This is a genomic window from Shewanella sp. ANA-3, from assembly GCF_000203935.1.
Classification (GTDB): domain Bacteria; phylum Pseudomonadota; class Gammaproteobacteria; order Enterobacterales; family Shewanellaceae; genus Shewanella.
The window spans coordinates 504,713-517,615 of sequence record NC_008577.1 but is presented as its reverse complement, the minus strand read 5'-3'; the positions used below and the strand labels follow the sequence as shown (position 1 = coordinate 517,615).

General features: G+C 49.7%; 8 protein-coding genes. 5 read left to right on the top strand and 3 right to left on the bottom strand.

Annotated elements, in window-relative coordinates; translation table 11 throughout:
- The first annotated feature begins 230 nt into the window (after positions 1-230).
- From purH to SHEWANA3_RS02320, 4 genes are all read left to right on the top strand, one after another.
- Positions 231-1,829, top strand: a complete 1,599-nt coding sequence (purH, locus tag SHEWANA3_RS02335; RefSeq protein ID WP_011715653.1) for a bifunctional phosphoribosylaminoimidazolecarboxamide formyltransferase/IMP cyclohydrolase — start codon at positions 231-233, stop codon at positions 1,827-1,829.
- A gap of 105 nt (positions 1,830-1,934) precedes the next feature.
- Positions 1,935-3,233, top strand: coding sequence for a phosphoribosylamine--glycine ligase (purD, locus tag SHEWANA3_RS02330; RefSeq protein WP_011715652.1), 1,299 nt, complete (start codon positions 1,935-1,937; stop codon positions 3,231-3,233).
- Positions 3,234-3,413: 180 nt separating this feature from the next.
- Positions 3,414-6,635: an ImpA family metalloprotease gene (locus SHEWANA3_RS02325; RefSeq protein WP_011715651.1), complete on the top strand. Its 3,222-nt coding sequence runs from the start codon at positions 3,414-3,416 to the stop codon at positions 6,633-6,635.
- A gap of 157 nt (positions 6,636-6,792) precedes the next feature.
- Entirely contained in the window at positions 6,793-7,017 is a 225-nt protein-coding gene (locus SHEWANA3_RS02320; RefSeq protein WP_011715650.1) for a hypothetical protein, read from the top strand.
- 3 nt (positions 7,018-7,020) lie between these two features.
- On the opposite strand, the gene SHEWANA3_RS02315 is transcribed toward SHEWANA3_RS02320, so the two are convergent.
- The 3 genes from SHEWANA3_RS02315 to hemE form a co-directional block, all read right to left on the bottom strand.
- Positions 7,021-7,824, bottom strand: coding sequence for an SDR family oxidoreductase (locus tag SHEWANA3_RS02315; protein ID WP_011715649.1), 804 nt, complete (start codon positions 7,822-7,824; stop codon positions 7,021-7,023).
- 75 nt (positions 7,825-7,899) lie between these two features.
- On the bottom strand, positions 7,900-10,470 hold the full coding sequence (locus SHEWANA3_RS02310; protein ID WP_011715648.1) for an EAL domain-containing protein: 2,571 nt from the start codon (positions 10,468-10,470) through the stop codon (positions 7,900-7,902).
- Positions 10,471-10,847: 377 nt separating this feature from the next.
- Entirely contained in the window at positions 10,848-11,912 is a 1,065-nt protein-coding gene (gene hemE / locus SHEWANA3_RS02305; RefSeq protein WP_011621241.1) for a uroporphyrinogen decarboxylase, read from the bottom strand.
- A gap of 459 nt (positions 11,913-12,371) precedes the next feature.
- Between hemE and rsd the strand changes: the two genes are divergently transcribed.
- Complete coding sequence (rsd, locus tag SHEWANA3_RS02300; protein WP_086017236.1) at positions 12,372-12,857, top strand: sigma D regulator; 486 nt, start codon at positions 12,372-12,374, stop codon at positions 12,855-12,857.
- Positions 12,858-12,903: the final 46 nt, after the last annotated feature.

Sequence of the window (12,903 nt, the reverse complement as noted above, 5' to 3'; positions counted from 1 at the left end):
TGAAATTTACACCTCGCCCAAAAATCATTCCACTTTGTTCTGATATCAATATTGTGAAATCGCGCAGAAAAAACACCCGTAAATCCAGTTTTACGGTAGAATACGCGCGCCTGACGCTGGGACAAAAAATATAAGTAGGACCAAGGGGCTTTTGGAAAGCAGAACCCGATAGAAGTTGTTCTGTTTTCCGAAAGATCCTTGAAACTAAAATAACTGGACCCTGTACCCAAATGACTGTTGCAAATAATGCCAGACCCATTCGTCGCGCGCTGTTAAGCGTTTCAGATAAAACCGGAATTCTCGAATTCGCCAAAGCATTACACGCCCAAGGCGTTGAACTGCTGTCAACGGGCGGCACCGCTCGCTTGTTAGCGGATAACGGCGTGCCTGTTATCGAAGTATCTGACTATACAGGACACCCTGAGATCATGGATGGTCGCGTTAAGACCCTGCACCCTAAAGTGCATGGTGGCATTTTGGCGCGTCGCGGTCTTGATGAAAATGTCATGGCTGCCAACAACATCAATGCAATCGATCTGGTTGCGGTTAACCTCTACCCCTTTGCCGATACCGTTGCTAAAGCCGGTTGCACCCTAGAAGATGCGATTGAAAACATCGACATCGGTGGCCCGACTATGGTGCGCGCCGCGGCGAAAAACCATAAAGACGTGACTATCGTGGTAAATGCGGCCGACTATAACCGCGTATTAGCCGAAATGGCCGCCAACAATGGCAGCACGACTCACACGACCCGTTTCGATTTAGCGATTGCTGCCTTCGAACACACTGCGGGTTACGATGGCATGATCGCCAACTACTTCGGCACTATGGTTCCTGCACACAGCACTGACGAGTGCTTCGAAGATTCTAAGTTCCCACGCACCTTCAACACCCAATTAGTGAAGAAGCAAGATCTACGTTACGGTGAAAACAGCCACCAAACTGCGGCCTTCTATGTCGACACTAAGATCGACGAAGCCTCTGTTGCGACAGCCGTCCAGCTGCAAGGTAAGGCACTGTCTTACAACAACATCGCCGATACCGATGCCGCCCTTGAGTGTGTGAAAGAGTTCAGCGAGCCAGCCTGCGTTATCGTTAAACACGCTAACCCATGTGGTGTTGCACTGGGTAAAGACTTGCTCGATGCCTATAACCGCGCCTATCAAACTGATCCAACTTCAGCCTTCGGCGGCATTATCGCCTTCAACGGCGAGTTAGATGCAGCAACGGCTAGCGCTATCGTTGAGCGTCAATTCGTTGAAGTGATTATTGCGCCAGTCGTGAGCCAAGGCGCACGCGATGTAGTGGCCAAGAAAACCAACGTGCGTCTGTTAGAGTGCGGTCAATGGGATACTAAGACCAAGACCTTAGACTATAAGCGCGTGAACGGTGGCCTGCTGGTGCAAGACCGCGATCAAGGCATGGTTGGTTTAGATGACATTAAAGTCGTGACTAAACGTCAACCGACCGAGAGCGAGCTGAAGGACTTAATGTTCTGCTGGAAAGTGGCTAAGTTCGTTAAATCTAACGCCATTGTTTACGCTAAAGACGGTATGACCATCGGTGTCGGCGCCGGCCAAATGAGCCGCGTCTACAGCGCTAAGATTGCCGGTATCAAGGCGGCCGATGAAGGCCTAGAAGTGGTTAACTCTGTGATGGCGTCCGATGCCTTCTTCCCATTCCGCGACGGTATCGATGCCGCAGCGGCGGCGGGCATCAGCTGCATCATCCAGCCAGGTGGCTCAATGCGCGATGCTGAAATCATCGCTGCTGCCGACGAGCACGGCATGGCCATGGTAATGACGGGCATGCGCCACTTCCGTCACTAATGCCACCTACAGCCAGCACGCTATGTGCTGGCTGTTTCGTTTATCGCACTCTGTAGCGCTAAGAATCTAACCACAAGAATTTAAAACTCAAAGGGATGACTTAACATGAAAGTATTAGTTATTGGTGGCGGCGGCCGCGAACATGCCCTAGCTTGGAAAGCGGCACAATCCCCACAGGTAGAGCTGGTTTATGTTGCTCCGGGTAACGCTGGCACAGCCCTCGAGCCGAAGTTAGAAAACCTCAACATCAGCGCGACGGACATTCCTGCCCTGCTCGATTTTGCTCAAACCAATCAGATCGAACTCACCATCGTTGGCCCAGAAGCGCCGCTGGTATTGGGTGTGGTCGATGCCTTTAACGCTGCGGGTCTACCCATTTTTGGCCCAACCAAAGCGGCAGCACAGTTAGAAGGCTCTAAGGCGTTCACTAAGGACTTCTTAGCACGCCACAATATCCCAACTGCGGGTTATAAAAACTGTACCGAAATCCAAGATGCTAAAGCCTTCGTGCGTGAACTAACGGGCAAGACAGGTTACCCAGTCGTAATCAAGGCCGACGGTTTAGCCGCAGGTAAAGGCGTGATCATCGCCCAAGATCAAGCCGAAGCCGATGCCGCCATCGAAGATATGCTCGCAGGCAACAAGTTTGGCGATGCCGGTTCTCGCGTGGTTATCGAAGAATTCTTAAAAGGCGAAGAAGCCAGCTTTATCGTGATGGTTGATGGTAAAAATATCCTCGCCATGGCGACCAGCCAAGACCATAAAGCCCGTGATAATGCCGACCACGGTCCTAACACTGGCGGAATGGGCGCTTACTCACCTGCACCAGTCGTTACCCAAAGCGTGCACGATTGGACCATCGCTAACGTTATCCGCCCAACGGTTGATGGCATGGCGGCTGAAGGCAATGTTTACACTGGCTTCCTGTATGCGGGTCTGATGATCGCACCAGACGGCAGCGCCAAAGTACTGGAATACAACTGCCGCTTTGGCGACCCAGAAACCCAACCTATTATGATGCGCCTCAAGTCAGATCTGGTTGAGCTGTGTTTAGCCGCGACCCGTGGCGAGCTGGATAAAGTTACCGCCGAGTACGACTCACGCGCCGCAGTCGGTGTTGTATTAGCCGCAGGCGGTTACCCAGACGACTACCGCAAGGGCGATGTGATCCAAGGTTTAAGCCTAGGTAATCACGATGCCAAAGTCTTCCACGCGGGTACTGAGATGAAAGACGGTCATGTAGTTACTAACGGCGGCCGCGTTCTATGCGCTACAGCCCTAGGACACACTGTGACCGAAGCACAAAAAGCTGCTTATCTGCTGGTTGATGAAATCCACTGGGATGACGTGTATTTCCGTACCGATATCGGTTATCGCGCCATTGCCCGCGAACAACAGGGCTAAGCTTTAATTCATTTAAAAAAACCGGCTATGCGCCGGTTTTTTTATGACTTAAATTTGACAAGCGTCAATTTTAAGTTAATGATTTATATCGATTTAAACAATAAAAACCTACTTTCACCCGCATTATTCCTATACAATGCTACGCAAATGTTAACTACCTACAAATGCTAAGGATTCTCCATGGAGATTAGACTCATTTCTGCCGCCATCGCCTTGATACTCGCGGGTTGTGGCGGAGGCTCAGAGGACTCGGGTAGCACAACCCCTCCGCCGGAGCCGCCAGTCCAACCTCCTGCGGTGACTCAATATACGGCGAGTACCAGTTCAGTCTCAGGTGGTAAGCTCATCCCTAGCAGCCAAAAGGTCGATGCGGGTAAAAGTGCCAGCTTTAGCGTTCAAGCCGACAACGGTTTCGTGCTGGATAGCATTAGCGGCTGTGGCGGTGCGCTGACCGAACAGACCTACATCACTGCGACGATAAGCGCCGATTGCACAATTACCCCAAGCTTTATCAGCAATGCTGAAAATGCCATTCGCCATCAAGACCATACCCTTGCCAGCGCTAACGAACTGATTGATTTCAGCACCACCGAACTTGCCAAAGTGGACGCTGCCCGCAAAGCGAAAATCACCGAACTCTATCAAGGTGTGGGTAACAGCATCAGTTGGCATCCGACCCACGATTCCATCACCTTTTCGAGCTTTATGCCGGAAAACACTTTTACCTTACTGCCATCCAATGTTGATGGCAGCGGCGCCAGCGCCGTACGCGGTTTAGTGATGGCGAGCGAACAACAAGGCCAGCGTTATGCCGCCATGGGTGGTAACCTGTTTGCGGTTAATAATTCGGATCAGAGTGATAAGCTGCTGAAAAACCTCATTGGATGGCTGACCAAAGGCGGCGATCAGCAGAATGGCCTGAGCATAATCACGGCACAGATGCCAAGTCGCGCCGACAGTTGGTATTTCCCCCATAACGAAGGGATCCGCACTTGGCTAAGCAAGTACTACCCCGACGCCCACAGCATCAACGACGCCAATAGCTGTGATTACACCGCCCTTGCCAGCTGTATCGATACCTTAAAACCTGATTTAATCGTTATCAGCGATATTGACCGCGACAACCTAGGTTACGCGGGCATTCAAGCGGCCATCACTAAAGCCAAGGCAGCGGGGATCCCGCTGCTGCTCTCGAATTATCGACGCGAACAAAGCGCTATGCTCTCGCCATTCTATCTTGAGATGGGGCTCTCTACTGCAGGAAACTATTGGTCGAAACTCAATGCCAATAACCTGAGTATCGACACTATCCTAGCGCAAGATAAGGCGCTCGCGGATGTCGAAACCCTGCTGGCAAATTTGCGCGAACAACGCTTCGACACGCAAGTGCTCAATGACTGCGGCGGCAACTATTTAAGCTGTAACAGCAGCGCCTTTGTCGAGGCCTTTAAGGCGGGCGCGGATTGGTATCGCAGCAATGCAGAAACCTTAGATAACAATGATATCGATGCTTTCAACAGCCCTAATTTTAGCTTGATGAAAGCGGGATTACTCCTCGCCGACAAGTATCGCAGTGAAATCGATTATCCCATCGCCTACAGCGAATCCGCCCAGTGGCAGCAAGCCCTGTTTGCCGATTGGACTGTCAGCTACGCTCGCGCCCACAACCTCGCCCAAGCTGACTTAGGTGAGTATGTCACCGACAGAGCCAATCTAAGCAAGGGCAGCAATGCCCATTACGCCTACCCTGCCACAGTGACGGAACGTAAAAGCATCACTGTGCCCTACTCCGGCCAGTGGACAACCACGGGCTGGTACGCCTTACCCGGACAGACCATCACCCTCAGCCGCTTAGATAACACAAATGCGAATGTCGAAATTAAGCTGAATTATCATAGACGTAATACTAACCGCGCCTATGAACAAAAGGTTTATCGCGCGCCATTGGAGCTGGCCCAGCAACGCCTCAAGCTCGCCAAAGGGCAAAGCATTGAGTTTTCAACCCCCTATGGCGGCCCGATTTACCTCTATATCAGTGGTGGCGAAGGAGCGCTCAGTGTCGATGTGCAAGCCAAGAATGTGGCTAAGCATCCCAGCATTATGGATTTTTCCAATCCCGCAGAAATCACGGCCTTCAATGACAAGATCCAAAACACTGAGTTGCCCCATGTGGATCTTCGTACCGATGGCGCCGAGCAACATTTGCGCCGCGACCGTTTTATGAATGCGATTGGCGGTAAGATCCCGGATGTCAATGCGTTGCTTAAGAGCATTGTCGAGGATCATATCAACAGCGTGTATACCCTCGCTGGGCTGAAAATCCAAGGTAAGAGCTTAAGTGAGTCTCTACCTGCGGATGTGCTTACCAGCTGTCAGGCACTGTTTGGCGCCGATTGCACCGATGCCAGTTTGCATACCCGCAGCATCATCCAACACGCTAACTATGACCAAAACGCCCACTGTGGCTCAGGTTGTAGCGGTAATCCATGGGATGCGGCTTGGAATATTTCACCCACGGGTTGGGGAGATAACCACGAACTCGGCCACAATCTGCAAACCAACCGTCTAAACGTGCAATATGCCACTGCTGCCAATAGCGACAATTGGACAGGCTATGGCAGCCGCGCGGGGGAAAACTCCAACAATATCTTCCCCTATGTGGTGCTATGGAAGACCCATTATCTGCGTGATGCTAATACCAACACCATCACCGATGGTCATATGAATCACAAAGATCTCTTCTATGTGTTTATGTCCGATGCCGCTGGCACCACGGATACCAGTGGCAAACGCGTGATCTTCGGCGCCAACTGCAAAGTGCTTGATGCGGGCGAAGACAGATACACAGCCCCTTGGGCCAGCAATGCCTACGCGGTACACAACGGCTATCGCATGGCCTTTTACATCCAAATGGCGCTAAAAGCCAATGGCATGACACTCAGCGACGGCACCAGCTTAAGCAATGGCTTCAATATCTTCACCCTGCTGTATCAACACAGCCGCATCTTTGGCAAATACGCCAATAATGCCAGCGACTGGGAGGCTAACCGCAGCAAACTGGGCTTTGAACTCTTCCCATACGAGGGCCATAGCGTTTACGGCGGCAAAACGGTGAGGGATATTCCGGGCAATGACTTTATGCTGGTATCACTGAGTAAACTCACAGGCAAAGATTGGCGCAGCCACTTTGATATCTTGGGTCTGCGTTACTCAAGCCTAGCCGCGGCGCAGGTGATAGCAAATGCCAGCCAAGGTACGGTGCCTATGGGTATGTATGAGCTTGAAACCGATTTACCGCCGGCAAATATGAGCCAAGGTTTAAACTTTATCCCGCTGTCACTTAGCGATGGCAGCACATTGTGGAAGGGCACAGGCTCACCTAGCCAATGTGCTAAGCCTTAAGAGTAATAGATGTCGATAGCCTGACACCTAAGCCCAATCACCCATAAACCTCGCCTATGCGGGGTTTATTTTTGCCCTAAAGCGTGAGCTAACGCACACAAGTCACCCTTTGGCGGGCGCACTATCTAGACCCAACAAAAAATATCAGGGGTTATTTATGGGATATTCGATCAAAGACATTATTTATCAAGGGGAAAAGTCTGGCGTGCACAATTGGCAAACGCTATCGGGACAGAATTATTATTGGCATCCAGACTGGTTGCACATTGCCGAGGATCTTACTGGTCACAAAGCCACCGCCCATATTCAAGCCGATGGCGATAAGGCGACCCAAAGCGAGGCCGAGCAAGCCATTGTGAAGCACCTCAACCGCGGCAAATAAGCGTCAATGGCCCGACGCAATCGCCTTGCGGGCGATTTTATCGATTAAACCCGGTGCAATCAGCTTTAGCCAGCGCCCGAGTCGACCACGCAGCGACGTAATAAGCTGCCGACCTCGGGTCGCGATCACAGGGAGCATCATGTTCGCACATTGCTCGGCGGTGATAATTTTGGCTTCCTGCATCGGGGATTTACCAAGGGGCTTACCCTCACCATTGAGGGCACGCTTATGAATCTGTGATACGACAAAATCGGGACAAATCACAGTCACGGCGACATTATCATCCGCCAGCTCAATCCGCAGTGAATCAAAAAAGCCGATAACCGCGTGTTTAGAGGCGGCATAGCCACTGCGTGTCGGCACGCCCGTTAACCCTGCCACAGAAGCGACCACCACCACCTGACCTTGGCTCGACTTTAAATAGGGTAAGGCGGCGTGAGTTAAATACGCTGGGCCTAAATAGTTGACTCGCATGATATCTTCGAGCACAGACAACTGATTGAGCTCATCGAAACGCGACCACATGGTCATACCCGCGTTATTTACGAGAATATCAAGGCGGCCATAATGAGCAATAGTGGCTTGAATTAAGGCTTCACATTGGGAGGCGCTACTGACATCGGCGGCAAACACAAAGGGAGTCGGACCATAGTTCGCGATTTCGAGGGCGAGGGAGGCTAAACGTGTTTCATTGCGGGCACTGAGCACCAGTTGGCAACCCACCCGTGCCATAGCGATCGCCAGCGCGCGGCCAATACCTTCCGAAGCGCCCGTAATAATGACTACTTTCCCCGTCAGTCCATCCATAACTATTCCCTTGTTACCAATGTGTTAATTATGCTCCGAGGTAAATTGGCATAATCATCTTAAAAGCGCAATCCCCTAGGCGCGTTGTGCCGCCTGCATATCAAACTGCTGGCAATAACTGGCCAAAGGTTGCGGTCGTCCGATTGCATAGCCTTGAGCGTAGTTAATACCAATCACTTGTAATCTATCGATAATCTCTTGGTTTTCGACAAACTCGGCAACCGTCTCAATCCCCATTACGCGGCAAACATCTTGAATAGATTTAACGATAGCGTAATCCTTGGCGTTGACAGCTAAATTCTTCACAAAACAACCGTCGATTTTGACATAGTCCACCGGTAGTTCACGCAGATAACCGTAGGATGCAAAGCCACTGCCGAAATCATCCAATGCGAAGGAAAACCCGAGTTTACGCAGCTGCCTGAGCATTTCCATGCCACGCTGACGGTTTTGAATCGCCGTAGTCTCGGTGATTTCAAAGCAGACACATTGGCTCGGAATATCAAAAATATGTTGCTGCTGAGCTATGTATTCCACCATGCCTTCGGCGCCTAGACTATTGCCTGAAAGGTTGATTGAAATACAGTGATCCGGCCACAGCTGTGGATTTAACGACAGCCATAAAAAGGCTTTACGTATCACCTCTTTATCGATTTCTGGCATCAGCTTAAAGCGCTCCGCCGCCGCAATAAACTGCGCTGGCGCTAAAATACGACCGCATGGCTCTTGGATCCTCAGCAGAATTTCCATCCGTTGCCGTTTGGAACTCGCCCCTAAACCGCGGATCGGTTGGTAGTAGAGCAGCAGTTCGTTTTCCTCAATCGCTTGCGCGATACGCACCGCCCATTTTGGTGCGTTACGCTGATAAGTCAGCTCTTTATCTTTATCATCGTAAAAATGGATTTGGTTTGTGCCCTTAGCTTTAGCGGCGATACAGGCAATATCCGCATCCTTGAGCAGCTCCAAGGCATTGATATAAGGCGCACGGCCAAAGGCAACACCGATACTCAAACCGACCTTATAGTTACAGTTTTTATCGTGCAACACCTGCAGCGAAACCTGAGCAATGATCTGTTTTAACTGCTGCGCCACAGATAAAGCCGTGCTATCGCAGATCACTAAGCCAAATTCATCGCCCCCGAGGCGGGCTAACAAGGTCTGTGGCCCGAGACAAGATTGAATCGCCCGCGCTACTAAGACCAACATGCGATCACCGGCTGTATGACCACAGCTATCGTTAATCAACTTAAACTGTTCTAAATCCAGATAACATACCGCGATGCGCTTAGCCTGACTGGCAAACTGCGGTAACTGCTCTTCAAAGGCTTGGCGATTCAATAAGCCAGTAATGCCATCGAAATTCGCGCGTTTTTGCAGCTGACGCTTAAGCAATTCTTCTTGGGTGATATCCCGCAGCACCACCACAGTACCAGTAATTTCTTTATCATGATTCAACACGTTACTGATGCTGCGCTCAATAACCCGTGGCGTTGCGGTTAAAAGTTTGATTTTGGCGACTTGCGGCGTGGTCTCCCCTAAGCGCATACAGTGGAATACCGCTTGATTTAACTGCTCCCCCGCTTTTAATAACGACGCTAGGCTCTGACCCACAGCGTAACAACTGGCGACATCGAGTAAGGACTCGGCCTTGGGATTCATGTAGATCACCTTGGCATCGATATCAGTCAGGATCACCGCCTCGGCAATCGACTCCAAAGTCGTCTTACCACGTTCTTTCTGCTGATAAATGCGAGCAAGTAAGCTGTTCACTCGGCTGGCCAACACTTCTAACTCGGCGTTGCCTTCGCCACTCACAGGGCGATACACGCTGGCCGTAGGGTCGACCAATGCCAACTGCTTCATCATGCTCTTAAAGGGCTTTAATAGGCCTGCGCGCAGCCAAATGTACCCCAGCGCCACAATTAACACGCCGAGTAGAATAATCCCCACCGAAACCCAATCGAGGTCGAGCTTTACCTCTTGGAAAGGTTCGGTTGAAAACTGCACCTGCAAATACAAGGGAATGTTATTCAGCAAACTCGGGATTGGGACGAACCCGACATAATCCTTTGCTGTTGCCAGATTGCTGCTGCTCATTTGTACCTGAGTAACTAATGGCACCTGGGCATATTCTAGTAAGTCTTGTGCCGATAACTGGCGCACCAAGAGCACGTATTCTTCGGGGGCAACCGCAACCGCGGTAACAACGAGCCCAACATTCCCTGCAAGATAAGCTCCTGCAAGCTGAGGTTTATCGGCGGCAAGTACCGCGCGGGCTATTTCCTGTTGTGTTGGCAAGGCAATGCTGGAGGAATTGGCGAGGACACTTTGCAGTTGTCCGCCTTGCAGAATAAACCAATGCAAATTGGCGGATATGGCACTCTCACGCCATGATGATTCGATTGACTCTAGCAGATCGCCATCGACCCGAGACAGAGGCGAAGCGTAGATATTAGTCAGGAAACTTAAGCGGTCGAGATCGATATGAAACTGTTGTTGAACATTGTTCAGCTCATGCTGCACATTGTTTTGGCGCAACTGCTCGACCCTATGGTCGAACCAATAACCGAGGCAATAGGACACAAGCACAACCGCAGGCAGACAAAACCCCGCAATAAATACCAATATTTTGTTGCCTATGCGCATCTTCTACCACGGCTTTCGTAATTAAATTGATTAACGGCTTTACATAGTCCCTTATAGCGCCATGCAACATAGCTTATTTGCAAATAGGATTAAATATCACTTTGCTTTATCCGTTGCTAAAGTAAGCAATAGCATGCATTTAATTGTTTAAAACACCTTTGATTTAGCACAGCTATTCGATAAATAAGTTTCTAAAAGTTAGATGTTAATCAAGATCCTATGTTCTAAATCCGTTTGTAAATACTTTGTTTCTTATATTGTTTTGATTGAACTGCGTATTATCAGGCAGTGTACTTCGTGCTTAATCAATCCTGCTCAGCGAAGGAAACACAGCAATAAAAAACGGACCCTAGGGTCCGTTTCTTCTTCTGTATCGATTACTTATGGTACTGCTTAGATTGAGCATGAACCGCCTTGATAAAGGCACCTGCATGCTCAGGGTCAACGTGCTGGTGAATACCATGGCCTAAGTTAAACACATGGCCTGTACCTTCACCGTAGCCCGCCAGAATTTGAGCCACTTCTTCTTCGATACGTGGAATTGGTGCGTACAGCATAGATGGATCCATGTTGCCTTGCAGTGCCACTTTATGACCAACACGGCGACGGGCGTCGGCAATATCGACAGTCCAGTCTAACCCTAAAGCATCACAGCCCGTTTCTGCCATAGCTTCTAACCATAAACCACCGCCCTTAGTGAATAAGGTCACTGGCACTTGGCGGCCATCGGCAAAGCGAGTCAGGCCATCGACAATCTTCTGCATATAACGCAGTGAGAATTCACGGTAAGCCGTGTGCGATAACGCGCCGCCCCATGAGTCGAAAATCATCAGCGATTGCGCGCCGTTAGCAACCTGTGCATTCAGGTACAGAGTCACTGAATCGGCTAACTTGTCGAGTAACATATGCAGTGCCGCTGGCTCTGCGTAGGCCATCTTCTTAATTTTTTCGAAGGTTTTGCTCGAACCGCCTTCAACCATGTAAGTCGCAAGTGTCCAAGGCGAACCAGAGAAACCAATCAATGGCACTTGGCCATTCAGTTCACGGCGAATAGTGCTAACCGCTTTCATCACATAACCCAGATCATCTTCTGGATCGGGAACGGCTAATTTTTTGATGGCATCGATAGTGTCTGTTGGGCGCTCAAAACGTGGGCCTTCGCCCGCCTCAAAATACAGACCTAAACCCATCGCATCGGGAACAGTCAGAATATCGGAAAACAGAATCGCCGCATCCAGCTCGTAACGACGCAGCGGTTGTAGCGTTACTTCACAGGCCAATTCATGGTTTTTGCATAAAGACATGAAGTCACCCGCTTGAGCGCGAGTCGCTTTGTATTCAGGAAGATAACGACCTGCTTGACGCATCATCCACACTGGAGTCATATCAACAGGCTGTTTTAGTAGGGCGCGTAAATAACGATCATTCTTTAATTCTGCCATTTGGCTTGATTCCTAGACTTATTGAGATCCGCTGGGTCGGTAGTTTAGCATTTACGCGAATAATGTAACCAATATGAGCTAATTTATGTGAGCTAATCCCCATCATTGCTGTCCATTTAAGCACTTATCGTCAAAATGCTAGCCAGATAACATACTGTTTATTAATCGAACCCAAAGTCACACTAAGACAGAAAAAAGTTGCGCTGGTTTCCTGCCTTTGGTATAAAAAGTTTGCGCTAGCAAGAACAATCAAGAAGCTCGTCGCATCGAGCCTGCTATATACATTACTCGCCCAACGATAGGTTTCTATCGTTGGGCTTTTTATTTCCGCATTTTTTTATACAAAACAGCTGGTTTGTCCATCTGCCAATTCTCGCAAATCCCAACAAAAAGGGTTGATCCAAGAGCTATTTCTCCCCTACATTAGAGTCATGTCCTGGCACTTAAATGGAATGCATCATGCTGAGAGAACTCGAAAAAGCAGAACAAAAGTGGGGCGGTTCAAATAAGCTTATAGATCAATGGCTAGAAAATCGTCGTAAACTCTTGGTGCATTACTGCCAGATAGCGGGCCTTCCTCCCTATGGGAAAGCCGAAAAATCTCTTCCCTCCTTCGACCATGTAAAATCCTTTTGTGATTTATTAGTCGATTACGTCTCCGAAGGCCATTTCGAAGTCTATGACCAAGTGGTCAATGCCTGTGAAAAATTTGGCGCCTCGAGCAAAACCTTAGCCCAGCAAGTACTGCCAAAGATCACCCCGACCACCAACGCGGCGTTAGATTTCAATGATAAGTACGCCGAAGCGCAGGATGATCAAGTGTTATACCAGCTCGATAAGGATCTCTCTGAACTGGCCCACACCATGGAAACCCGTTTCGAGTTAGAAGATAAATTGCTCGAAGTGTTACATAACCAGTATTCAGAGCACGCCCAACAAGCCTAATTAGTGTTAACCGTTATGCGCCGCGAGTCGCATGATGACTCGTCGC

What these genes read in the sequence shown, in the direction of transcription:
- purH (WP_011715653.1), top strand. Translation starts at nt 231, where the DNA reads ATGACTGTTGCAAATAATGCCAGACCCATTCGTCGCGCGCTGTTAAGC.
- purD (WP_011715652.1), top strand. Translation starts at nt 1,935, where the DNA reads ATGAAAGTATTAGTTATTGGTGGCGGCGGCCGCGAACATGCCCTAGCT.
- SHEWANA3_RS02325 (WP_011715651.1), top strand. Translation starts at nt 3,414, where the DNA reads ATGGAGATTAGACTCATTTCTGCCGCCATCGCCTTGATACTCGCGGGT.
- SHEWANA3_RS02320 (WP_011715650.1), top strand. Translation starts at nt 6,793, where the DNA reads ATGGGATATTCGATCAAAGACATTATTTATCAAGGGGAAAAGTCTGGC.
- SHEWANA3_RS02315 (WP_011715649.1), bottom strand. Translation starts at nt 7,824, where the DNA reads ATGGATGGACTGACGGGGAAAGTAGTCATTATTACGGGCGCTTCGGAA.
- SHEWANA3_RS02310 (WP_011715648.1), bottom strand. Translation starts at nt 10,470, where the DNA reads ATGCGCATAGGCAACAAAATATTGGTATTTATTGCGGGGTTTTGTCTG.
- hemE (WP_011621241.1), bottom strand. Translation starts at nt 11,912, where the DNA reads ATGGCAGAATTAAAGAATGATCGTTATTTACGCGCCCTACTAAAACAG.
- rsd (WP_086017236.1), top strand. Translation starts at nt 12,372, where the DNA reads ATGCTGAGAGAACTCGAAAAAGCAGAACAAAAGTGGGGCGGTTCAAAT.